Origin of the sequence: Anaerococcus sp. (assembly GCF_022770135.1) — a bacterium.
Lineage (GTDB): Bacteria > Bacillota > Clostridia > Tissierellales > Peptoniphilaceae > Anaerococcus.
In genome coordinates, this window is the sequence record NZ_JALEIL010000072.1 from 1 (window position 1) to 23649 (window position 23649).

General features: G+C 37.1%; 20 protein-coding genes, 1 tRNA gene and 1 other annotated feature. Of the genes, 1 reads left to right on the plus strand and 20 read right to left on the minus strand.

Going from position 1 to position 23649, the window contains the following annotated elements:
• The 20 genes from MRZ08_RS03220 to MRZ08_RS03315 form a co-directional block, all read right to left on the minus strand.
• Nucleotides 1–1049 (minus strand): amidohydrolase (locus MRZ08_RS03220; RefSeq protein ID WP_297379178.1); only part of this gene is annotated, 1049 nt, incomplete at its 3' end.
• Between the two features lie 54 nt (nucleotides 1050–1103).
• Complete coding sequence (locus MRZ08_RS03225) at nucleotides 1104–1475, minus strand: RidA family protein (RefSeq protein ID WP_015777454.1); 372 nt, start codon at nucleotides 1473–1475, stop codon at nucleotides 1104–1106.
• A 62-nt stretch (nucleotides 1476–1537) separates the two neighbouring features.
• Nucleotides 1538–2536 (minus strand): M15 family metallopeptidase, encoded by a 999-nt coding sequence (locus MRZ08_RS03230; RefSeq protein ID WP_297379180.1) that lies wholly within the window; start codon nucleotides 2534–2536, stop codon nucleotides 1538–1540.
• 365 nt (nucleotides 2537–2901) lie between these two features.
• Complete coding sequence (locus tag MRZ08_RS03235; RefSeq protein ID WP_297379182.1) at nucleotides 2902–5088, minus strand: RNA degradosome polyphosphate kinase; 2187 nt, start codon at nucleotides 5086–5088, stop codon at nucleotides 2902–2904.
• Nucleotide 5089: 1 nt separating this feature from the next.
• Entirely contained in the window at nucleotides 5090–5995 is a 906-nt protein-coding gene (locus tag MRZ08_RS03240) for an exopolyphosphatase (RefSeq protein WP_297379184.1), read from the minus strand.
• Entirely contained in the window at nucleotides 5992–6744 is a 753-nt protein-coding gene (murI, locus tag MRZ08_RS03245; RefSeq protein ID WP_297379186.1) for a glutamate racemase, read from the minus strand. Before murI ends, MRZ08_RS03240 begins: the two co-directional genes overlap by 4 nt.
• On the minus strand, nucleotides 6737–7573 hold the full coding sequence (ispE, locus tag MRZ08_RS03250; protein WP_297379188.1) for a 4-(cytidine 5'-diphospho)-2-C-methyl-D-erythritol kinase: 837 nt from the start codon (nucleotides 7571–7573) through the stop codon (nucleotides 6737–6739). Before ispE ends, murI begins: the two co-directional genes overlap by 8 nt.
• Nucleotides 7574–7950: 377 nt before the next feature.
• Nucleotides 7951–8041: transfer RNA gene (locus MRZ08_RS03255), tRNA-Leu, on the minus strand.
• A 52-nt stretch (nucleotides 8042–8093) separates the two neighbouring features.
• Entirely contained in the window at nucleotides 8094–8819 is a 726-nt protein-coding gene (locus tag MRZ08_RS03260) for an amino acid ABC transporter ATP-binding protein (RefSeq protein ID WP_297379190.1), read from the minus strand.
• Complete coding sequence (locus tag MRZ08_RS03265) at nucleotides 8812–10284, minus strand: ABC transporter substrate-binding protein/permease (RefSeq protein WP_297379192.1); 1473 nt, start codon at nucleotides 10282–10284, stop codon at nucleotides 8812–8814. The genes MRZ08_RS03260 and MRZ08_RS03265 overlap by 8 nt, the downstream gene beginning before the upstream one ends.
• A 3-nt stretch (nucleotides 10285–10287) precedes the next feature.
• On the minus strand, nucleotides 10288–11661 hold the full coding sequence (gene argH / locus MRZ08_RS03270; protein ID WP_297379193.1) for an argininosuccinate lyase: 1374 nt from the start codon (nucleotides 11659–11661) through the stop codon (nucleotides 10288–10290).
• A 9-nt stretch (nucleotides 11662–11670) separates the two neighbouring features.
• The gene (locus tag MRZ08_RS03275) at nucleotides 11671–12903 is read right to left on the minus strand and encodes an argininosuccinate synthase (RefSeq protein ID WP_297379195.1); all 1233 of its coding nucleotides are present in this window, start codon (nucleotides 12901–12903) and stop codon (nucleotides 11671–11673) included.
• Between the two features lie 83 nt (nucleotides 12904–12986).
• Nucleotides 12987–13215: a binding site (T-box leader), on the minus strand.
• A 62-nt stretch (nucleotides 13216–13277) separates the two neighbouring features.
• Nucleotides 13278–15242 carry a sodium-translocating pyrophosphatase gene (locus MRZ08_RS03280; protein WP_297379197.1) on the minus strand — a complete coding sequence of 655 codons (1965 nt, stop codon included), beginning with the start codon at nucleotides 15240–15242 and terminating at the stop codon, nucleotides 13278–13280.
• Nucleotides 15243–15515: 273 nt separating this feature from the next.
• Complete coding sequence (gene rpsR, locus MRZ08_RS03285; protein WP_015777443.1) at nucleotides 15516–15743, minus strand: 30S ribosomal protein S18; 228 nt, start codon at nucleotides 15741–15743, stop codon at nucleotides 15516–15518.
• An 18-nt stretch (nucleotides 15744–15761) separates the two neighbouring features.
• Complete coding sequence (locus MRZ08_RS03290; RefSeq protein ID WP_297379200.1) at nucleotides 15762–16295, minus strand: single-stranded DNA-binding protein; 534 nt, start codon at nucleotides 16293–16295, stop codon at nucleotides 15762–15764.
• A 3-nt stretch (nucleotides 16296–16298) separates the two neighbouring features.
• A complete protein-coding gene (gene rpsF, locus MRZ08_RS03295; RefSeq protein WP_297379202.1) occupies nucleotides 16299–16583 on the minus strand; it encodes a 30S ribosomal protein S6 in 285 nt (94 codons plus the stop codon).
• 127 nt (nucleotides 16584–16710) lie between these two features.
• Nucleotides 16711–17637, minus strand: coding sequence for a P1 family peptidase (locus MRZ08_RS03300; protein ID WP_297379244.1), 927 nt, complete (start codon nucleotides 17635–17637; stop codon nucleotides 16711–16713).
• The gene (locus tag MRZ08_RS03305; RefSeq protein ID WP_297379204.1) at nucleotides 17637–18323 is read right to left on the minus strand and encodes a hydrolase; all 687 of its coding nucleotides are present in this window, start codon (nucleotides 18321–18323) and stop codon (nucleotides 17637–17639) included. Before MRZ08_RS03305 ends, MRZ08_RS03300 begins: the two co-directional genes overlap by 1 nt.
• Before the next feature lie 130 nt (nucleotides 18324–18453).
• The gene (locus MRZ08_RS03310; RefSeq protein ID WP_297379206.1) at nucleotides 18454–19740 is read right to left on the minus strand and encodes a dicarboxylate/amino acid:cation symporter; all 1287 of its coding nucleotides are present in this window, start codon (nucleotides 19738–19740) and stop codon (nucleotides 18454–18456) included.
• A gap of 64 nt (nucleotides 19741–19804) precedes the next feature.
• Nucleotides 19805–20827, minus strand: coding sequence for a hypothetical protein (locus tag MRZ08_RS03315; RefSeq protein WP_297379208.1), 1023 nt, complete (start codon nucleotides 20825–20827; stop codon nucleotides 19805–19807).
• A 79-nt stretch (nucleotides 20828–20906) separates the two neighbouring features.
• Here MRZ08_RS03315 and MRZ08_RS03320 point away from each other — a divergent pair, with 79 nt between their 5' ends.
• Nucleotides 20907–23618 carry an ATP-binding cassette domain-containing protein gene (locus tag MRZ08_RS03320; RefSeq protein ID WP_297379210.1) on the plus strand — a complete coding sequence of 904 codons (2712 nt, stop codon included), beginning with the start codon at nucleotides 20907–20909 and terminating at the stop codon, nucleotides 23616–23618.
• Nucleotides 23619–23649 lie beyond the last annotated feature (31 nt).

The window sequence follows — 23649 nt, forward strand, 5'->3', positions numbered from 1 at the left end:
AAAAGACTTGGGGCAAGCTTTCCATAAAGCTCAAAGGACTCTGAGGCAAACCACCTTACATCCTTTTTTATATTATCTCCAAAATAATCCTTGATATTTTCTTTCATTAATCTTGAAAGATCAGGATCATTTATAACAGGATCATATTGTTCATCACCCGTTTCATTGATAAAGTCACATCCATGGGCCTTGGCTATGTTATTACCTACTATATCTATTTGCTCAATCGCCTTATCTACTTCTTCTCTGTCGAAAAATCTTAGAGTTCCATCGATTGTTACCTTATCTGCTATGACATTATGAGCACTTCCCCCATGGATCGTAGAAAGACCTAGGGTTACGGTCTTGGTTGGATCTAGCCTATTGACCCAGCTTGATGCCAGGGATTGAATGATTGCAGCTTGGGCAAAGATTGGACTTATCGCAAGGTCGGGTCTTGAGGAGTGGCCTCCGACACCTTTAATAGTAAATCTTGTTCTGATAAAGCCAGCCATAATTGGGCCTTCGTCTATTGCTATTTCTCCTGTCTTTAGAAAACTTGCCAAGTGGTTACCGTAAAAAGCATCTATATTTTCTTTTTCTAATGCCTTAATCATAGGTATAATTCCACAGCCTGTCTCTTCACCTTCCTCGAAGATAAAGATAATCCTTCCCTTGATTTTGTCCTTATTTTCTACTAGAATCTTCATACTTTCCAGAAGGATTGTCATATGGCCGTCATGGCCGCAAGCGTGAGAAGCCTCTTTATTATCTGATACTGAGTACTTTTCCCTAGTTAAATTGAAGGAGCTTTCACAAATTGGTAGGGCGTCAATATCGGTTCTAAGACCTAGGGTCTTGCCAGGCCTTCCACTATCTAATACGGCATAAAATCCAGTTGTTGGCACTTCCACTATGGCAAGTCCCAGCTTTTTTACTTCCTCTTTTAAGAATTTACTTGTCTTAAATTCCTTGCCAGAGACTTCTGCCATCCTGTGGAGTTTCCTTCTTGTATCTAATATTTTCTTCTTATCTTTTTCTATCTGATCTTTTATTAAAAAATCTTCCATGAGGTCTCCTTTTCTATATAAAAAAACGACAGCTTAAACTGCCGCTTTTATGTTTTATAAGCTTGCGATAGCTTCGATTTCTAGTAGACCGTCTTTTGGAAGGTTTGCTACTTCGAATGCTGATCTAGCTGGTTTGTGATCTTTGAAGAATTCTGCATATACTTCATCAAATGCCTTGAAGTTGTTGATATCGTTTAAGTAAACAACGCATTTGATAACCTTATCCCTGCTTGATCCAGCTTCTTTTAGGATGTTTTCTACATTTTCTAGAGCTTGTTTGGTTGCAGCTTTAATTTCTGTAACTAGCTCTCCTGTTTTTGGATCAAGTGGAAGTTGTCCTGAAGTGAATACTAAACTGTCTGTAGCTATACCTTGTACATAGGCTCCTACTGCTTTTGGAGCGTCATTTGTGTTAATTGCTTTCATAAAAACTCCTTAATTTAATTATGTTTACACTTATACTATATCGAAAGTCTAAGAAATTACAATCAATTAATCTTCAAATACTCTTCAAGGCTTAAATCATTTTCATAGATTTCTTTGGCGTTTTCTACTCCAAGGAATCTGAAGTGCCATGGCATAGGTCTGTGATTTGTGCTATCCTCTTTGTCTTCAGGGTATCTTTCTATGAAACCATATTTGTAAGCATTTTCACAAAGCCACTTGTACTCTTTTGTAGTAGCGAACTTATCGCTGTATTTGCTTCCTTCTGTAAAAAAGTCAAAAGCTTGGCCTAATTGATGCTCGCTTGTGCCTGGATTTTCGCTATCTACTTCTCCTGCCTCTTTCATCTTTCTTTCTAGGTCGTAATCCCTATAGTCAGAGGCAATCTTGATACTAAGGCCTTCTCTTTCCATATCTTGGCGCATGGTCTCGAAGGCACGCATGGCGGTCTTATCTAGACCTGGATTAAAATCACTTGGCAAAGGATAGGCCTCGCTTACATAGCTAATTCCATTTACAACTTTGATATTTGCTTCAGGGTCTAACTTTTCTAGGCCAAACTTATTGACATAGTAAAAGCTGTCGTCCATTTTGATTTTTGAAAAACCATTTTCAGTACCATAATAGGCGACATAATCTCCTTCTTTGATGAACTTTTCTGTCTTGGAATAATCATTTGGATATTGGTAGGCGTACTGGGTCTTGGCACACCTTACGTATTCTACTAGATTATCCTCATACTTATCATCAGCAATTTTCTTATCTTCATCTATTGCTATATCCTTAAATCCAGCTTGGGTAGCTATATGGATCTTGTCTCCATTAATCTTTACTTCTTTTTCTTCTTCTATATCATCGCTTGCCTCAGCCTGCCTATACTCAGCCGGTCTTTGGATTATAAATTCTTCTTCAGTGTTTTTAAGAAACTTCGTTCCTAGAACCAGGGCGATAGCCGCAAGACTTGTTAGTAGGAACTTTTTTCTTCTTTTTTTCGCTTGTCTTCTCTTTTTTCTCTTTAATTCTCTGATACCTCTGTTAGACATAACCTTCCTCTATTTATTTCAATATTTTGTCTTTTGTAAAGTCTAAGGGATAAGCAATCATTTGTCTAGATTCATAAATATATTTCAACTTACAAATCTTGCTTTAGATTGCTAAATTCTTATATTTATTATAACATGTAAAGGGAAAAAAATACAGCCCTATTTCAAGTATTTTTAGACTTTCTGGAAGATTTTTCAAATATTTCGTGAAAAAAATATTATTTCCTTTTAATTTTATAAATTCCACCCATTTATGAAAGCTTTTACTTAAAATCTAAAAGAAAAACTGCTATAAAAAGAAATCAAATCTCTAAGAAAATATTAAAATTTTTCTACAAGATGATTAATTTTTATAACAGTTTAATTTATGAAAATAATTTCCCTAAGAAATAACCTAGTTTCCACTTAAAAGTTTTCTCTTTTTCCTTAGAAGTCTTATGCGCTCTTTTTTGTCCTATGGCATCTTCCTTCTTGCTAGTCGTCTCTTCAATATTTTTTTCTTCGCTTCTTTTTCTTGTAATTTCTATTAGTTTTTCTTGAGCTATTAGGTTTTTCTTATTTTCTAGCTTGTAGTAATTCCCATCCGGTCCTAATTGTCTGATTTTGACATCGTCCGCAAACATTATATCAAGGAAATCTAGGATTCTTTTTTTGATTGTAGAATCATTTATAGGAACCGCTACCTCCATTCTATTTCTGATATTTCTTGTCATGAAATCCGCTGATGAGATAAATAACTTTATCCTACCTTCCTTGCCAAATTGATAGATTCTATGGTGTTCTAAAAATCTACCTACAACTTGATAGATCCTGATATTTTCCGTCTTTCCTTTAATTCCTGGAAGAATACAGGTAATTCCCCTGACCATCATATCAATTTTGACACCCTTATTGCTCGCTTCAGATAACTTATCTATAAGTTTCCTATCAGAGATTGAATTCATCTTTAGCCTAATGTAGCCTTCTCCTGTTTCTTCTTGGACTCTAATTTCTTCATCTATTAGCTTATCCAAGCCTTCCTGCATAGATTTAGGGCTTACCATCAGATACTTATAATCTCCTTCGAGATTCCCTATAAGGATATTGTCAAAGATCTCCTTGGCTTCTTTTCCTATGTCGGGATTTGCTGTCATAAAGGAGAAATCTGTGTAAAGCTTGGCGGTCTTTTCATTATAGTTTCCTGTTGCTACTTGGGTAATATAGCTAATCTTGTCATTTGAATCGACCTTTGTGATAAGGCAGACCTTGGAGTGGGTCTTGTAATTTTCAAAACCATATACCACATTACATCCCGCCTTCTCAAGTCTTGATGACCAAAGGATGTTGTTATCTTCATCGAATCTTGCCCTAAGTTCCATCAAGACTATGACATCTTTCCCATTTTCACTAGCCCTAATCAAGGCTTTGGCAATCTCACTTTCCTTGGCTATTCTGTACAAGGTAATCTTTATAGATATTACATCAGGATCCGTGCTAGCTTCGTCAAGGAGCTTAATTACAGGATCCATTGACTCGTATGGATAGGAAAGGAGCTTATCACTCTCTTCTATTTGACTTATGACAGATTTATTATCATCTATAAAGTACGAGCTTTGTGGGCTAAATTCTTCATAGCTATGATTTTTCCTAAAGTCCTCTGGCAAGTCACTTATTAGATCAAAGATAAAATCCGACTGGATGAGAGATTTAGTCACGAAGATTGATTCTTTGCCCAGTTTAAATTGTTTAGTTAAAAACTTGATAGAATCATCATCTAAGTCTCTGTCAACTTCTACCCTTACAGGCTGAAGTCTCTTTCTTTTCCTAAGCTTTCCCATCATATAGTCCCTAAAGTCCTGTTCGACCTCGTAGTCATCATCATTGAAATTGATATCTGCATTCCTAGTCAAGGAAAGAGCGTAGGACTTTTCGATTTTATACTTATAGAAAAGCTCTCCAGCAAAATTTTCTATAATATCTTCCAGTAGGACAAAGTGATTGTCAGATAATTTTAAATATCTAGGAAGTCTATCTGGAAGATAAATAATACCTATCTTATCCCTTCTTTTCTTTTCTGAAGCAACTAAGTCAAAGATTATAACTATGGATAGATTGGCAAGTCTAGGAAAAGGATGGGTCCTATCTATCAACTGAAAATTTAATATAGGCTCAATCTTGCTATCGAAATAATTCTTACAAGATATAAGGTCCTTCTCATTTAGGTCAGATATCTTAGATATCCTCACTCCCTCTCTTTTAAGATCTTCTAGGATATCGAAATATACCTCATCTTTCTTGGCATAGGATTTGGGTAAAATCTCTAGGACCTTGTCGATTTGCTCCTTAGGGCTTAAGCCAGATTTAGAATCTATGGCCTGTTTGGATAGACCTGATAGGTCGGTAAGAGAACCAATCCTCACCATAAAAAACTCTTCTAAATTAGTATCAAAGATAGATAAAAATTTGAGTCTCTCAAGCAGGGGAACAGACTTATCTGCTGCCTCCTCTAAAACCCTATCGTTAAATTTGAGCCATGATAGCTCCCTGTTTTGTGTAAAAGATACGTCTTTCATATTATTTCCTTTCTAATAACTTGCTATACACGTACCCTTCCCTAACGCCTGTTTGGCTGATATTTATTTCATTTACATAAAAATATTTTGCTAATCTATTTAAAATAACCATACCAGGAATCAAAGTGTGAACCCTATCTGGTTTTATCTCAAGAATCCTATCAAGGACTTCTCTATCATCCATTTCCAAAATCTCTTTGACCATCTTGTTAAACTTCTTGGCTTCCATGGTAGAGTTATAATTTGAAAGTTTGTAATATTCATTATAAAACTTAAGAGAGGCCCTAGCAGACCCACCTACAGCAGCTAGATTATTTTGCTTTTCCCTATACATCTTGTTTTCTGCTAGGAGAAGCTTGACTGCATTATCTATTGCCTTTTTCTCCTTCTTGTTAGTAAACAAGCCCGTTACATAATCGTTGAAGGCTGATAAAGATCCTATAGATAGGGAGGTAGATTTAATTACCTTTCCTTGATCGATTATTACAACTTCGGATGAACCTCCGCCGATATCTGTCAAAATACCCTCACTGACATCAACCGACTTACTCGCTCCTATAAAGGAAAGCCTCGCCTCATCTTCTCCCGAAAGAATCTCAATTTCTAGTCCTAACTCATCCTTTACCCTCCTAAGGATCTCAGACCTGTTGGCAACATCTCTAATGGTCGCTGTTGCGAAAGGATGGATGCTATCTATATCATCAAAGTTTGAAATGATGGAATTAAATCTCCTCAAAGTCGCAATCAGCCTATCGATACCCTTTTCGGTAAGATTTCCCTTCTTGACATAATTTCTAAGAGAGGCTTGCTCTTTCTCACTAAAAAGATGAATAGCCTTATCCTCAACCTGCTTATAAACTGACAACCTAACTGTATTACTTCCGATATCCATTATTGCATAAATCATAAGCCCTCCTTGATGTAATTTAGCTTATAGGGAAATTCTATGAGTTTTGGTATCAAATTCTCTGTGGCGGGAGTCTTCTTGGACATAAATATATTAATATCCAAATCATCACTCGCACTTACTAGACTCTGGCTTAAAAAGATTGCAGGATCAATAATATTTGCCTTATAATCTAGCCTTCTCTCGATGTTCTCCCTTATTATAGGATAATGGGTGCAGGCTAGGAGGATATTTTCGATTTTCTTATCATTGGCAATCTTTATATAGGAATCTATGTATTCGTTTAACTTCTTATCATCTTTCTTATCAGCCTCTATCAAATCGACAAGCTTACTTGCAGCAACCTCATAGACTATATTTCGGGGATTTTTTTCTAGATTCTTCTTATAAAAATGACTGTTTATGGTAGTCTCAGTCCCTAAAACCAGGAATTTGCCTTGGTATTTCTCACTAGCCTTAAGGGCAAGTTCTGTTATGGGAATAAATTTCTTGTCGTATTTTTCTCTAAGAAAATCAGTTACAGTAACAGAAAGAGTGTTGCAAGCTATGACATAATAGTCTATATCAAACTTTTCTAGAAAATCTACTATATCAGCAGAAAATCTTCTAAGCTCTTCTTCGCTCCTTCCCCCATAGGGAACTCTTAGGCTATCTCCGAAATAAAAATACTGGCTCTTGTTCGTTTTGGCAAGCTCCCTAAGGACAGTAAGACCTCCGAGGCCTGAATCAAAAACTCCAATCCTAGTCATCTACTAACTCCACTTTCTCTACGAACTTATATTTACCGGAGAGCTTATCATAGGCAAATTCCAGGCTCTTATCATCAGTGAAAACCCCAAAGACACTAGCCCCAGACCCACTTACGAGGGCCTTTTCCGCTCCGATATCTTCAAGCCTTGAGCAAATTTCCCTAATATGAGGGAAGTTTTCAAATATTACATCCTCCATAACATTTCTAAAGCCAGAAATAGCAGACTTTTCTCCCTTGTGGAGCTTTTCAATAATTTCACTAGTATCGATAACTCCATAATCGCCTAGTCTCTTGTAAACAAAGGCAGAAGAAATCTCAGTCCCGTCATTTATAAGAAGTAGCTTCATCTTCAGCTTGTTGGTAAAAGGAGTGAGTATTTCTCCAATACCTTGGGCTCTGGCATTTGATTCTAAGAAGAAGAATGGAATATCCGCTCCTAGCCTTTTGCCAAGACTCATCTTCTCATCAAGAGTTAGACCTAAATCCCAAAGCTTATCAAGTCCCTTGATCATCTCCGCTGCATCAGTAGAGCCTCCAGCAAGACCTGCCGCTAGGGGAATATTCTTGATCAAAGTCACATCGACTCCATTTTCATCCACCCTATCTTTAAGCAAGTCCCAAGCCTTGTATATAAGATTGTCCTCAAGGGCGCAGATATCAGGTAAATTTGTTTCGTAATTAAATTTGTTTTCTTTATTTTTCTTTATAATCAATTTATCAAACAGATTAATCCTAACCATAATACTATCGATCTCGTGATAACCATCATCTCTTTTCAATAGACTATCTAGGGTAAGATTAACCTTAGCATAACATTTTCTTTCCATAATTACCTCTAATTTATTATATCATAAGTAGGAAGATTTCGTATTGGGAAATTGTAAAGATTAACTTATACTTATATCTATAAAATCAAAATTCCTAATCAAAGGACTTACCAATGAAGGAGTTTCTAGAAAAATCATTTATTTTGAAAGATAAAATAACTTTTGCCCACATTTTACCCACATGAAAAAAGCAGGACTGACCTCCTGCTTTTTGTATGCCCATTTGGGATATGTTGTTATTCACTAATATCACAAAGTCTGAAAGCTTTGTGGCTTTATTAAGAGGTGGCTTCTCTTGAGATTATTATATTTTAATAATCTTTAAAATCAAGGTATAAAGGGCAAACAAAAAGCACCTCACTTATAAGGTGCTGATTTGGTGCGGGATAGAAGACTTGAACTTCCACGACCTTAAAACCGGTCACAAGATCCTTAGTCTTGCGCGTCTGCCAATTCCGCCAATCCCGCTCGTGTATTACTTTTATATAATACACTTATTTTTTTCTTTTGTCAAGTTTTTTTATAAAACCATGGACAAAAATTGTTTGCTACGTTCTTCTTTTGGATTTTGGAAGAAGTCTTCAGGGTTTTCTGAAGTTTCTACAACCTCTCCCTTATCCATAAAGATAACTTTGTTTGAGACTTCTCTTGCAAATCCCATCTCGTGAGTTACTACGACCATGGTCATCCCGTCGTGGGCAAGCTCTTTCATAAGTTCTAGGACTTCTCCTACCATCTCTGGATCGAGAGCACTTGTTGGTTCGTCAAAGAGCATGAGTTTTGGCTTCATCATAAGGGCTCTTGCTATGGCTACCCTTTGTTTTTGTCCACCTGAAAGGCTTACTGGATAGACATCTTTTTTGCTAGCAAGGCCTATTCTTTCTAAAAGCTCTATAGCCTCATCTTCCGCTTCTTTCTTCTTCATTTTCCCTCTCATAACTGGGGCGAGGGTTAGGTTATCTATGATAGACATATTAGAAAAGAGGTTGAAGTTTTGAAATACCATTCCTATCTCTTCCCTGAGTTTGTTTATGTCTACATTATTATCGTTAATTTTCTTCTCTTCGAAATAAATTTCTCCCGAATCTGGTTTTTCTAGGAGGTTGAGGCAACGAAGGAAGGTTGACTTTCCAGAACCAGATGGGCCTATTATTGATATTACGTCCTTTTTCTTTACATCTAGGTCGATGCCGTTTAGGACTTTTAAGTCATCGAATGATTTTTCTACATTTTTTACTTTAAGCATATAGGAATCCTTTCTCTAGTTCTTTGAATATTTTCTCCATCACTAGGACTATCACAAGATAGATTATAGCTGCGGAGAAGTAGGCTGTTGCTGCATCGAAGGTTTGACTTATCACGATTGAAGCTCCCCTTGTTAGATCAGCTAGTCCTATGAAGCCTGCTATTGATGTTTCCTTAAAGAGGGTTATGACTTCGTTACCTAGAGCTGGCAAGGAATTTTTCACAGCTTGTGGCATTACTACTTTTTTCATCATTTGTAGGTTGGATAGGCCGAGGCTTCTAGCCGCTTCCTTCTCTCCATTGCTAACTGAGTTGATTCCTCCCCTAAATAGCTCTGCCATGTAGGCTGATGAGTTTAAGGCAAAAGAAATTATCGCAACTAGAACTAGGTTATCTAGGTTGACTAAGATTACATTAAACATTATCAAAAGTTGGATTGTCGAAGGTGTTCCACGTATTATTGACACAAATATGGCAAATATTTTATCAATTATTGTAAGTAGGAATTTTGGAAATCCTGATAGTTCATCTCCAATATCAATCTTCGCAGACCTAACGAGGGCAATAATAAGTCCTAGGATAAAGGAAAGGATTAGGGCACACACTGTTACTTTTGCGGTAATTTTTAGGCCGTCTAATAGATATTTATAAGATCCATTATCGATAATTGTTGATTTAAATCTTCCTATAAGTCCCTTGCTTTCTTTAACTTCAGAAGGACCTTGATATTTAGACATTATTTCGTCTATTTTACCCTCTTCTTTAAGCTTAGTGATAGCTTCGTTCATTTTTTCTAGAAGGACAGGGTTGTCCTTATTAACTGCTATAGCGTATTCTTCTTCAAGATATGGCGTATCTACTATTTCTAGATCTTTGTTAGCATTTACGAAGTTTTCTGCACTTTGCTTATCTAATATTACAGCGTCGATTTTCTTACTTTGAAGGGAAAGGATAGCATCTGGAACCTTATTAAAGGAAGATACATTTTCTTCTCCAAAGTCGTCCTTTGCTATGGTGTCCCCGATAGAGCCCAGTTGGGTTCCTAGCTTTTTTCCTTCCAAATCTTCTATTTCTTTGATATCTGAATCTTTTCTCTTAACTATGATTTGGCTGGTCTTGGCAAAGGGTTCGGTAAAGTTTACTGATTTTTTTCTTTCTTCAGTTACTGTAAAGCCTGCCGCTCCTCCGTCGACCTTGCCTGATTGGATACTTGCTATGATATTGTTAAAGTCCATGTCGTGAAGTTTGACTTCAAGGCCTAACTCTTCACCAATAGCCTTCACTATATCTGGGTCGATTCCTACAATTTCGTCTCCTTCGTAGTATTCATAAGGAGGAAAGTCTGCACTTGTACCTAAGTCTATCACTCCATCATCTACGATTTTCTCTTCTGCAAATGCTTTTGTTGGTATAAGTACGACCAAGGCCAAAAGCATAGCCAATAGTCCGTATTTTTTGTTTTTCATAACTTACCTTTCTAATTTTTCCTCTACATAGGCGATCTGCCTTAGAACTTCTTTCTCACTAGGTCCACCTAGGGAATCTCTCTTGTTTACCGATGTGTATAAATCTATAGCTTGGTAGATATCTTCTTCAAATAAGTCCGATTCATTTTTATAAATTTCTAGGGGAAGATCTTCCAAGCACAGATTTTTCTCCATGGCGTATTTTACAAGCCTTGCTGATATATGGTGGGCATCCCTAAAGGGAAGATTTTTCCCTACCAGATAATCCGCCACGTCAGTTGCGTTAAGATAGCCCTCCTTAGAGGCAGCTAGCATCTTCTCCTTGTTGACCTTAAGGCTTTCTATCTGTCCTGCCATTATTTTAAGCATAGCCCTTATGGTATCTATACTTTCAAATATTCCTTCCTTATCTTCCTGCATATCCTTAGAATAAGCAAGAGGAAGACCCTTCATCATAACCATAGACTGATTTGTATTTGCAATAAGTCTTGCTGCTTTTGCCCTTATCAGCTCAGCCATATCAGGATTTTTCTTCTGGGGCATAATGGAAGAGCCTGTCGAGTATTTATCGTCAATCCTTACAAATGAATAGGGTTGAGAGGAAAATATTATAAGCTCCTCTGAAAGTCTCGATAGGTGGATAGAGATAAGAGATATTATTGAAGATAATTCTATTACATAATCCCTATCGCTTACGGCATCCATGGAGTTTTGCATAAGACTTGTAAATCCAAGCTTTTCTTTGACAAAGTCCCTATCTATATCATAGGTCGTACCCGCTAGGGCACAAGCTCCCAAAGGAAGCTCGTTCATCCTTTCCTTTAAGGACTCTATTCTTTCTATATCTCTTAATCCCATCATAGCGTAAGCCATGAGATGGTGGGCGAAAGTTACGGCTTGGGCTGCTTGAAGGTGGGTGTAGCCCGGCATAATGGTCTTGGTGTTTTTACGAGCAAGCTTTATAAGGGATTTTACATAAGCCTTAGTATCTTCTAGAATACTTTCACATTCATTTCTTAGATAAAGCTTAAAATCTGTAGTGACCTGGTCGTTTCTTGACCTTGCTGTGTGCATTTTCTTACCGACAGGACCGATTTCTTCGATAAGTCTTGCTTCGACAAATGTATGAATATCCTCATAGGATTCGTCGACTTCTTCCTTGCCTTCTTTGAGATTCTTATATATTGAACAAAGACCTGTGATAATTTGTTCTTTTTCTTCATCTGAGATTATATTGTTTTTGCCGAGCATTTCTACATGGGCAATAGATCCTTCGATATCACAATATACTAGTCTTTTATCTATTTTTATTGAATTATTAAATTCTTCTGCAAGCTTATCAAGTTCACCCGTAAGCATTCCGCTCCATAACTTCATTTATTTCTCCTAATCTTCTTTCATTACTGACGCATAGGTCTTTGTGGATAAGCCAAATAGGTTGATAAAGCCTGTTGCATCTTCTTGGCTATAAACATCATCTTCTTCGAAGGTTGCAAGTTCTTCATCAAAAAGGGCTTTATCTGCAAAAATTCCTGCAGGATACATATTTCCCTTGTATAGTTTTACCTTAACACTTCCGCTAGTATTTTCATTTACCTTTTCCATAAATAGGTCCATGGCTTCCTTAAGTGGTGTCATCCACTTTCCTTCATAGACGAGATTTGCATAATCAAGGCTCATCTTTTGCTTGTAGGCAAGAGCTTCTGGATGGATTGTTACTGATTGAAGTTTCTCCAAGGCGAAGTATAGGAGACTTGCTGCTGGGTTTTCGTATACTCCCCTGCTCTTCATTCCAACAACCCTGCTTTCAACCATATCATCAATTCCTATTCCGTGACTTCCAGCGATTTTATTTAAGGCCTTAACCATATCGCTTCCCTTAAGTTTCTTGCCATTTAGTGAAATTGGTTTTCCTTTTTCAAAGCCTATCTCTACTATTTCAGCCTCATCAGGGGCCTTTTCTGGAGGAGTGATCAAATGGAGGATTTTGTCAAGGTCTGCTTCATTTTCTGGATTTTCTAGGTCGAGTCCTTCATGGGAAAGGTGCCAGATATTCTCATCCATGGAGTAGTCTTCTTCCTTAGTGAAGTCTAGCTTGATGCCGTGGCTTGCTGCATAGGCTTCTTCTTCGCTACGACCCTTGATATCCCAGAACCTCCAAGGAGCAAGGACCTTGATCTTAGGATCTAGGGCTGCTATTGAAAGCTCAAACCTTATTTGATCATTTCCCTTTCCTGTACAGCCATGTACTATAAGATCTGCCCCTTCTTTTTCGTAGATATCTACCAAGACCTTGGCTATAAGTGGCCTTGCTATGGCAGTTCCTAGTAAGTACAAGTTTTCGTATTTGGCTCCAGCAAGAAGTGACTTGTAGGCGTATTCTTCTATAAATTCATCTTCTACATTGACATTGTAAAACTTGCTAGCTCCTTGGCTTAGAGCCTTTTCTTTTAGCTTATCTGGATCTTTGACCTGACCTAAGTCGACTGATACACAAACCACTTCCCCTACTCCCTTTTCCAGTAACCAATTCGTAAGGACTGATGTATCTAGCCCACCTGAGTAGGCAAGTATAACTTTTTTCGCTTCTTTTAACATTTGATATTCGTTTTGTTTCATTTTTAATCTCCTTAATTTTTATTAATCAATATTAGCTATACGTGCCTAAGACTCTTCTGGTAACAAAAAAGAGCCCTCATCCCAAAAGGGACGAAAGCTCGTGATACCACCCATATTTATCTATCCTTCACAAGATAGACCTCATCAAGTACTAACATACTCTAACTCTGTAACGGGAGTTCCCGTATAGGTCTCCTTGTATCGACCTATATGCTCTGAGGTTCTTTTCATTAACCGTCTGCTTATCCCCTCGCACCAATCGGGATTCGCTTGAAGCTTCAAATTAATTACTCTTCTCTTCAACACTTTTCCTAACTAAATCTATTGATTGATTACATTTTACAATGTACTGGATGTTTTGTCAAATATTTTTATTAAATAAATAAGTTTGCACATACAACTGATACTACAGTCATAAGTTTGATAAGGATGTTTAGAGATGGACCTGATGTATCCTTGAATGGGTCACCTACAGTATCTCCAACAACTGATGCCTTGTGAGCATCTGATCCTTTTCCTTCTTCTCCTGGAAGAGTTTCGATGTATTTTTTAGCATTATCCCAAGCCCCACCTGAGTTTGACATAAAGATTGCCATTAGTACTCCTGTAACTAGGGCTCCTGCTAATAGTCCTCCGAGAGCATATGGTCCTAATACTTTTCCTACAAAGATTGGAACGATTATTGCAAGAACTCCTGGAAGGATCATCTCCTTAAGAGAAGCTGTAGTTGAAATATCGATACATCTTGCATAGTTTGGTTCAACTTCACCCTTTAGGATTCTATCATCTGATCTAAATTGGCTTCTAACTTCTTCGATCATTTCTGTAGCAGCCTTACCAACTGAATTCATTGTAAGGGCTGTAAATAAGAATGGAAGCATAGCTCCTATAAACATTCCTGCAACAACCTTGGCATCAAGAATTGAAATTGCACCAAGATCTAGTGTTTCTGAGTATGTTACAAATAGTGAAAGTGCTGTTAGAGCAGCTGATCCAATTGCAAATCCCTTACCGATTGCGGCAGTAGTATTTCCGATTGAGTCTAGCTCATCTGTGATGTCTCTAACTCCTTCTGGAAGGTAGCTCATCTCAGCGATTCCACCAGCGTTATCTGTGATTGGTCCATAAGCATCAACTGTTACAGTTGTTGCTGTTGTTGAAAGCATACCTACAGCTGAAAGTGCTATACCAAATACTCCGTTAGCCCAATAAGCTACAAGGATTCCTAAAGCAATTAGGATAATTGGGAACACTGTTGAAAGCATACCTGTTGATAGACCAGCAATAATGTTTGTAGCAACACCAGTTTTAGATTCTGCTGCTATGTTTTTAACGTATTTATATTTATCTGATGTGTAGTATTCTGTAAGAAGTCCGATAAGTATTCCTACTACAATACCTACAATGATAGCCAAAGCTGCATTTAGACTTTGGAAATAAACGAATGATAAAATCAAGCTTGCAACAAGAACAATTCCACCTGAAACATAGATTGTATTCATAAGTGACTTTTGTGGGTTGTTGTGTTTTTTAGTCAAGAACATAATGCTTGAGAAGATACTAGCTAAAATTCCTATAGCAACTAGGAAAAATGTAAACTTCATTCCAGCATCACCGCTTGCAATAATACCTAGAGTTACTGCAGAGATGATTGCTCCTGAGTAAGACTCGAAAAGGTCAGCACCCATACCAGCTACGTCTCCTACGTTATCTCCTACGTTATCAGCGATAACTGCTGGGTTTCTTGGGTCATCTTCTGGAATTCCTGCTTCTACCTTACCTACAAGGTCAGCACCAAGGTCGGCTGCTTTTGTATAGATACCACCACCAACTCTAGCAAAAAGAGCTACAGATGAAGCACCTAGGGAATAGCCCATTAGGATAGCTGGGTCTCTATACACAAGGTAAGTTATCATAATACCTAAAAATCCAAGACCTGTAACGGCAAATCCCATTACTGATCCACCAGAAAATGCTACCTTTAAAGCACCATTTGTTCCATCTTCAAGAGCCATATTAGCACATCTAGCGTTAGCTTCTGTTGAAACCCTCATACCGATGTAGCCTGCTAGCATTGAAAATACTGATCCTAAGATATAGCAAATCATAATCTTAATATTTAAGAAGATTGCTATTAGGATAGATACAACTACGACAAATATTGCTATATATTTATACTCACGGCTTATGAATGTCATAGCACCGTCTTTGATATGAGAAGCAATTTCTGTCATTCTCTTATTACCTGCAGATACAGGCATAATTTTTGATTTGATTGTAAATCCCATAAATAATACTGCGAGGATTGCCACAATCAAGGCCAAAATTTCTACGAACATAATTTCCTCCTATTCATAATAATTTTAATATATATTGGTAAATTTTCAAGTTTTATTATAAAAATACCAATCAAATAAAAAGAGGACAGTGCAAAGAAAGAAGATATAGCCTTCGCTAACTCCACCCTAACAAAAACTCGTCTAAGCTAATCGGGCTAGCTGCCCCGCTTGAGCGATTTTTATAGGATGGGCTAACAGTGAAACTATAAATTCACTCTGCAACAGTCCCCTTAATATTGCTTATTGAAATTTATCTATATATTATCTATTTACTTAGTTTTCTTCGTATGGTAATAATGCAACTTGACGAGCTCTTTTAATAGCACGTGTTATTTCTCTTTGATGTTTTGCATTAAGACCTGTTACTCTTCTAGGTAGAATCTTACCTCTATCTGTAACGAATCTTTTTAAAGTTTCAATATCTTTATAATCGATAACTTTTGATGGATCTTTTACAAATGGATCTACCTTTTTTCTTGGTCTGAATCTTCTTCCTGCCATCATAAATCCTTTCTTATATTAGAATGGAATCCTTCCATCATCCTCAATCTCAGTAAAGTCATCATCAAAGAAATCATCTCCACCATCAAAAGCTTGGTTGTTGTTATTATTTCCCCTGTTTTGTTGGTAGTTGTTTGTTTGTGAATAGTCATTTCTGTAGGTATCTTGATTGTCGTAGTTATTGTTATTATAGCTATTAGATTGATTATCAGATCTTGATCCTATAAATTCAACATTGTCTGCTACAACATCAGTTGTATAAACAGTCTTACCTGTTTCTCTATCTTGGTAGGAACCTGTTTCGATTCTACCATCTACTGCGCATTGACTTCCTTTTCTGAGGTATTTGCTGGCGTTTTCTCCTTGAACTCCCCAAACGGTGATTCTTAGAAAATCTGCTGTTGGACGATTTTGAGCTTCCAGTTCGTTCTTTCTCTCTCTGCTAAGTCTCTTATCTACTGCCAATGTAAATGTACATACGGCTCTTTGAGATTGAGTATATCTCAATTCAGGATCTCTTACGAGTCTTCCGATAAGGATAACTTTATTCATTGATTAGTCCTCTTTTCTGATAACCATGTATCTGATTACAAAGTCTGAAAGTCTTAGTCTTCTTTCAAATTCTTTGATATGGTCTGGGTTAGAATCGAAGTCTACGATATAGTAATAACCTTCTTTTAGGTCGTTAATTTCGTAAGCTAGTTTTCTTTTTCCCCAATCATCAACGTTAGTTACTTCACCATCTTGAGCTATGATATCTTTAAATCTGTCAAGTAGGCTTACTCTTTCACTATCCGCCATATCAGCTTTGAAAATCAATACTGCTTCGTATTTATTCATGTATTTTCACCTCCCTGTGGTCTTGACCCCGTTAATTACTTACGGAGTAGAGAATTATTACCTATGTATAATACTATAGCCCATCTTTATTGTCAAGGATTTTCTTATAAATTATAGCTATTAAAGCTCATTGGTCATTTGAACTATAAATGGCATTAGCTATAGCCCTTGACATGACTTTAGCCGCTAGGGCTCCTACTGTATTTACATCAGCTCCTATTTTGTTAGTAGCTAGGGCAAATATGGTATCTCCATCAAACATAGTGTGGACTGGGTTAATAGATCTAGCATAAGCATCGTGGCTCATTTGACAAATTTTAGTAAGCTTTGTCTTATCAAAAGTCGCATTTGTCGCAACAAGACCTATTGTAGTATTTTTTCCTTCGACTTCAGAAAAGCTTTGAGCAATTTTTCCTATATTATCCATGGTGTTTACAATTTTCCCATCAATTTTTGGGCCTGCAATTTGGATTCCTTTTTCATAATCGAAGATATCTCCGAAGGCATTTACACAAACCATGGCTGAAACCACGATTTCTCCCAGTCTAAGAGAAGCTTGACCGAGGCCTGATTTCATGGCCTTATCCATACCAAGACCCTTTCCTACAGTTGCTCCAGTTCCTCCTCCTATTATTCCTTCTTCCCTGTTATCGTAAGTGGCATTCTTGTAAGCAAGCTTTGCCATTTGTCCGTCAGGTCTTGCCAAAGGATCTTTATAGGCCATGTCAAATAATACTGCCTGGCTTACAATTGGCACAATACCACATCCTACATCAAAGCCTCTTCCGTCTTTTTCTAAGGCTTCCATTAATCCACTTGCCGCATCGAGCCCATAGGCAGAGCCACCGGAAAGAATTATTCCATTTACTTCGCTTACTTGATTGATTGGACTAAGTAGGTCCGTTTCCCTTGTTCCTGGAGCAGATCCTCTAACTTCAACAGCTGCTGTGTTTCCAGGATCTGGAATTATAACACTAAGGCCTGTTCCTCCATGTAAGTCACTGGCATGACCTAACTTAATCCCACCGACATCTGTAAGAAATCCTTCATAAATCAATGTAGGTCCTCATTTCTATAAGTATCCATCATAGATCCAAAGACTTCAGAGCTTGAAGGTGGGGTGTAGGATATTGCATTGGCTCCTGCTTCTATTGTCTCTAGGATTTGCTCGCTAGTCTTTCCTCCGGTTGCAATTATTGGAAACTTATCTCCAATATTTTTTCTAATCTCACGAACTAGGGTTGCTGTGTATTTGCCTCCTGATACATTTAGGATTTCTGCTCCTGCTGCAATTTTTCCCATGTAGTCATTTTCAAAGCTTACGACTGATGCAATCACTGGTATATCAACGAAATCAGATATGGATTTAATATCCTCGTTTGGTATGGGTGAGTTTACTACAACACCGTAAGCTCCAGCAAGTTCTGCCTCAATGGCAATATATTTGGACCTTAATCCTTGAGTCGTTCCTCCTCCAACTCCGATAAAACATGGGACGTTTGATACGTCGAGGATTGCTTGGGAGATGGAGTTTTGTGGAGTGTAAGGGTAGACTGCCATGATAGAATCTGCATTTGAGTTTCTAATTATGGCAAGGTCTGTCGTAAATAAGAGAGACTTTATTCTTTTTTCAAAAATCATAATACCACTAGCCTTGTAAATCTCCTTTGGGACAGTGATAAATGATTTTCTTAGTTTCGAATGTACTTGGGGTATGTATTTTTCCTTTTTTTCTGTCATTATTTCCTCTATTCTAAAATTTCTTTCAAAATATATTCTACAAGCATTATATTTTTTTACAATAAAAGACCCAGCAGAAGCCGGGCCTTAGCAAATGAGCTTATTAGATAAATAAATCTAGAAGATCTCTTTAGCTATTAAATACTTCTCTATTTAGTTTTCCTTCACTTGCTGCAACTATTAGAGCAGAAGAGTTGGCTGCAACAACATTTGTTGATGTCCTTCCCATATCTGCAAGAGAAGAGATTGGCGCTAAGAGGACAACCATCTCTAGAGGTAGACCCATAGCAGCAAAGACTGCAGTAGTTGCTATAGTAGCTGTTCCTGGTACACCGACAGTTCCTAGGGAAACTAGAAGGGCTATTAGGACGAGCTTAACATAGTCGAATCCTCCAAAGTCAAGTCCCATAACATTTATTGTAAGAACAGCATTCATCACTGGCCAAAATCCTGCACAACCAGGCATACCCATAGTTGCACCAAGAGGAGCGACAAATGATGCTACATCTTCTGATACTCCTTGAGTCTTCTCAAGATTTTCCATATTTACTGGAAGAGATCCCATTGATGATTGAGTGGTAAAACCGACTACTTGAACTGGCCATGCGTTTTTGAAGTACTTAACTGGATTTACCTTAGCAAAAATAGAAACAAGAGCTCCTGTCGTGATAAATGAGTGAATGGCACTTGCTACATAGTTTAAGACTAAGATTAGTAGAAGTGGCTTAACCGCTTCATAGTCAATCTTTGATACAGCTTCTGCCATTAGAGATAGGACAGCAAAGGGTGTGAGACTTGTAATCATGCTTGTTAGCTCATAGATTATCTCTGCAAAGGAATTGATAAAGTCCTTAAAGGCCGTAACTTTCTCCCCTTCTCCCTTATCAACTAGCTTAAGAGCAGCTATTGCAACAAGGATAGAGAATATTATCACAGGAATTACCATACCATCACCTGCGTTTGAGATTATGTTTGATGGGAAGAAGTTGGTAATAGTCTCTGCAACAGTAGGCACTTCCTTAACTTCGCTTGCTTCTGGCAAAGGGATATTCGCTCCCTTACCAATTGAGAAAATAACAGCAAGGATAAGACCAATTGTAGATCCTAATACATTGTGGAGACTTAAGATTCCCACAGACTTTAGTCCTACGCTTCTAAGCTTACCCAAAGATCCTGTGTTTAGGGTCGTTCTTATAATGGTAGCAAATAAGAGTGGTATTACCATGGCTGATAATAATCTTATATATACTTTTCCAAAAATTGCCACATATTCAGTTGATCCAGCAAATAAATATCCTAAGACCAGACCCAAGACAGCCGCCAATATCACCCTCTTACCAAAAGAAATATTTTTTTCTTTCATTTTTCCTAAGAGAAAAAATAGGGCTATCGTAATTATTAACGAAATTAATTTCATATTTCCTCCTATATTTTTATTTATCAAATATCATATCATTTTGCTAGAAAATTTAAAGGCTAATTTATTTTTTTACAAAAATTAAGGTTTCGAAGGGCCTAAGGAGAAGATTATCTACCATCTTTCTTTGACCGTAATTTCCCAAAGCGAGTTTGTATGAGGAATAATCTGCCAGATACATAGAAATAGGTAGGAGAAATTCCTTTTGGCTTAGATTATTAATTACAAGTGCTTTTTCATTTTTATAACTTCTAATATAGGAAAGGGTATCCCTATCTTTCTTGAAAATCTCAAGGAAATCTCCCTTTTTCAAAGACTTATTTTCTTCTCTTATTATAGAAAGATTTTCCATATAGGAAGAGAGCTTATAAAAGGGTCCCTCCATTTCAAAATCTATATCCTTACTTTCCAAATAAATGGGACCTTTTAGGATAATGATATTAGAAATTTTCTGAGCCATGCTAAAGTAAGCAAAATTATTTGAGAATTTGTTTGAGAAATTATCAAAAGTCTTAGCAAGGATTGGGCCAGTTTCATAAAAAGAATTCATATCTTCTATCTTAAGATAATCTATCTTAGATTTGATGAAAGAAAAGTCAGTCTTACCATTAGAAGAAAGGTAGCTTATAATCTTAGGTTTATCTATTAGTCCCGTGGTAACCACATCTTCGTTTAAGTGACGAACATTTTTATTAATTTCTCTTATTCCCTTCAAGAAATTTCTATTATCTAGCATCTTTGATAAATTCAAAAAGTCAAAGGCAGCAATGCCTCTTTTGACAAGGAAGTTTAGGAATGAGAGCCCTGCCCTTTTGACCTTGGTATTTTTCCAAGTTAGATCATCTACTTTCGAATCGAGGAGCTTTTGGGATAAAATTAATAAATCTATCCTAAGCATAAGTCCCATACCTTCCTTCTTCAAGGATTCATTGATGGAAAAGATCTCTGTCAAATAATCATCATTTATGAATTTTCCCATATCGATTGCCAAGAAATTAATAGCTAACTTCTTATAAAAAGGAAGGCTTTTCTTTATATTTTCTATTGAATTTTCTTTATAAATAAATAATTCATCAGTCTCTCTCATAATCGTTCATTACTTAGTGTACATTAATTTGAAGGCCTTTACAATTAGGGTATAAATATTCCTATAGAAAAGAGGAAATATGTTAGAACTTAAAAATATCACAAAAATATATAAGACAGGCGACTTCGAACAGAAGGCCTTAGACGATGTTTCGATTTCCTTTAGGAAAAATGAATTCGTCTCAATCTTAGGACGAAGTGGTGGTGGAAAGACTACCCTTCTCAATATCATAGGAGGGCTTGATAAGTACACTTCAGGAGACCTCTTAATTGATGGCAAGTCCACCAAAAACTTCAAGGATTCTGATTGGGATTATTATAGAAATGTTTCGGTTGGTTTTATCTTCCAATCCTACAACCTCATAAGTCATCAAACGATCCTTTCAAATGTAGAGCTTGCCCTAACTCTTTCCGGCGTAAAGAAAGAAGATAGGAAAAAGCGTGCCATAGAAGCCCTCGATAAGGTAGGCCTCAAAGATCATATCTACAAGAAACCGGCCGAACTATCTGGTGGACAGATGCAAAGAGTCGCCATAGCCCGTGCCTTGGTAAACAATCCTGAAATCGTCCTAGCTGACGAGCCAACGGGAGCTTTAGATACCAATACATCAAAGCAGATTATGGATTTACTTAAACAAATAGCTAAGGACAGACTGGTCATAATGGTTACCCATAACCCAGAACTTGCCGAGAAATACTCTACTAGGATTGTCAAAATCAGAGATGGGGTGATCTTTGATGATTCTGACCCTTATGAGGAAAAAACTGATGAGGAAAATTTTAAGACAAGAAGGCTAAATTTAGGAATAAAACAAGCCCTTAACCTCTCCTTCAACAATCTCTTGACCAAGAAGGCAAGGACAATCCTTACCGCCTTTGCGGGATCTATTGGAATTATAGGAATTGCCCTAATAATTTCTATATCAAAGGGAGCGGATGACTTCATAGAAGAAAGTCAGAGAAATGCTCTAAAGTCCTATCCTATACAAATCCAAAAGGAGTCCTTAAATCTCGACAATATCCTAAGTCCTCCAGAAAAGGAAGATAAGGCAAATTCAACAAAAGACGTCTTAGCCAACAATATGATTCTTAAAAGAAGAAGCGAGCTTTCTGCTTCCTACAGCGAAAACAACCTCACTCCTTTCAAGAAATATATGGAAGATAATAAAGAGAAACTAAGTGACGAAATAGGTGGCAATTTCGTGACCTATTCCTATGATACGAACTTTGATATCTTCACCAAAGACCCAAAAGGAGATTTAATTAATACTGACGGGTCAGAATTTGAAGAAAGAGAAGATAACTTCATGGCAAATCTCCTAAAGCCCCAATCTTCAAACAAAAACTTTACTGAGCTTATAACAGGTGAAGACGGTGAAGTTTCAAAGATGATTACTGATGATTATGAGATAATTGAAGGAAGCTGGCCGAAGGAAGCCACAGACCTAGTTCTTTTTACAGATTATAATAACGAGATCATGACCCAAACCCTCTATGAAATAGGACTTTTACCTAGCAAGGACTACAAGGATATCTTAGCAAAACTTGATAACAAGGAGAAAATCGACCTTAAAGAAGCAAGACTTAGCCCAAAAGATATCATAGGTCATGAGTACAAGATCCTTACAGGATCAGATTATTATGAAAAGTCTGGAGATTCCTTCCTAGATATAAGTGATGATGAAGCTAAGAAAAAGGAATTAATTGACAAGGCCATAAGTGCCAAAATCGTAGGAATAGCTAGAAAAAAGACCAATGACGACAATAAAATCATCGACTCTCCTCTAGCCTACTCCAAAGATTTGACTGACCTTCTTATAAAACATGTAGAAGATTCAGAAATAGCCCAGGCCCAACTTGCGAATAAAGACAAAAACATCCTCAATAACCTTCCCTTCAAGGCAGGAAGCGATGAGGAGAAACAAAATATAGGAAAATCCTTCCTAGAAAACCTCGATAGCAAGGAAGAAATGAAGGTAAACACTTATCTGATGAGAAATAAGCCAGAGCTTATGGATGAGCTAAGCGAAAAGACTAAGGAAATTCAAAGTAAGAACCCTATGGCCCTTGCGGAAAATCAAGAAAACAAAGATAACAATAGGGCTCTAATAGATTATGCCCTTGATAAAAACGACAAGAATCTATATCTCGACATATACGATGAGTTCCTAAAAGATGCGACCTATAACAAAAATCTAGAAAAATTCGGTCTAGTATCCAAAGATGCCCCATCAGATATCTCAATCTATGTTGAAAACTTTGAAAATAGAAATAAGATCAAGGACTTCATCAAAGAATATAACGAGGGTAAGAGTGAAAATGAGAAGATTGCCTACACAGACTATATCGGTCTAATCTCCTCATCAATTACTCAAATAATCTCCGCCATCTCTTATCTTTTGATAGCCTTTGTCGGAGTAAGTCTTGTAGTTTCGTCCATAATGATTGGAATAATCACCTATATTTCCGTTCTTGAAAGGGTGAAGGAGATTGGAATTCTAAGATCAATCGGAGCAAGCAAGAAGGATATAAGAAAAGTCTTCCTATCTGAAACCTTTATAATAGGTCTCTTGTCAGGTCTAATAGGAATCGGAGCTAGCATGCTAATAAATATCCCCTTATCAAAGCTAATCCAAAATATGAGTGGGATAGAAGAAATCAGAGCCTTCCTTCCAGCCAAGGCAGGTCTAATACTGGTATTAATTTCTGTAGGACTTACCCTAATCGCAGGAATTATCCCATCAAGCATTGCAGCTAAAAAAGATCCAGTAAAGGCCCTATCCCAAGAATAAGAGCAAATTAAAAGCCCCAGCCGGGGCTTTT

Bases quoted from the DNA above. Each gene is read 5' to 3' on its own strand.
- MRZ08_RS03225 (WP_015777454.1), bottom strand. From the start codon at position 1,475: ATGAAAGCAATTAACACAAATGACGCTCCAAAAGCAGTAGGAGCCTAT.
- MRZ08_RS03230 (WP_297379180.1), bottom strand. From the start codon at position 2,536: ATGTCTAACAGAGGTATCAGAGAATTAAAGAGAAAAAAGAGAAGACAA.
- MRZ08_RS03235 (WP_297379182.1), bottom strand. From the start codon at position 5,088: ATGAAAGACGTATCTTTTACACAAAACAGGGAGCTATCATGGCTCAAA.
- MRZ08_RS03240 (WP_297379184.1), bottom strand. From the start codon at position 5,995: ATGATTTATGCAATAATGGATATCGGAAGTAATACAGTTAGGTTGTCA.
- murI (WP_297379186.1), bottom strand. From the start codon at position 6,744: ATGACTAGGATTGGAGTTTTTGATTCAGGCCTCGGAGGTCTTACTGTC.
- ispE (WP_297379188.1), bottom strand. From the start codon at position 7,573: ATGGAAAGAAAATGTTATGCTAAGGTTAATCTTACCCTAGATAGTCTA.
- MRZ08_RS03260 (WP_297379190.1), bottom strand. From the start codon at position 8,819: ATGCTTAAAGTAAAAAATGTAGAAAAATCATTCGATGACTTAAAAGTC.
- MRZ08_RS03265 (WP_297379192.1), bottom strand. From the start codon at position 10,284: ATGAAAAACAAAAAATACGGACTATTGGCTATGCTTTTGGCCTTGGTC.
- argH (WP_297379193.1), bottom strand. From the start codon at position 11,661: ATGAAGTTATGGAGCGGAATGCTTACGGGTGAACTTGATAAGCTTGCA.
- MRZ08_RS03275 (WP_297379195.1), bottom strand. From the start codon at position 12,903: ATGAAACAAAACGAATATCAAATGTTAAAAGAAGCGAAAAAAGTTATA.
- MRZ08_RS03280 (WP_297379197.1), bottom strand. From the start codon at position 15,242: ATGTTCGTAGAAATTTTGGCCTTGATTGTGGCAATCCTCGCAGTATTA.
- rpsR (WP_015777443.1), bottom strand. From the start codon at position 15,743: ATGGCAGGAAGAAGATTCAGACCAAGAAAAAAGGTAGATCCATTTGTA.
- MRZ08_RS03290 (WP_297379200.1), bottom strand. From the start codon at position 16,295: ATGAATAAAGTTATCCTTATCGGAAGACTCGTAAGAGATCCTGAATTG.
- rpsF (WP_297379202.1), bottom strand. From the start codon at position 16,583: ATGAATAAATACGAAGCAGTATTGATTTTCAAAGCTGATATGGCGGAT.
- MRZ08_RS03305 (WP_297379204.1), bottom strand. From the start codon at position 18,323: ATGACAGAAAAAAAGGAAAAATACATACCCCAAGTACATTCGAAACTA.
- MRZ08_RS03310 (WP_297379206.1), bottom strand. From the start codon at position 19,740: ATGAAATTAATTTCGTTAATAATTACGATAGCCCTATTTTTTCTCTTA.
- MRZ08_RS03315 (WP_297379208.1), bottom strand. From the start codon at position 20,827: ATGAGAGAGACTGATGAATTATTTATTTATAAAGAAAATTCAATAGAA.
- MRZ08_RS03320 (WP_297379210.1), top strand. From the start codon at position 20,907: ATGTTAGAACTTAAAAATATCACAAAAATATATAAGACAGGCGACTTC.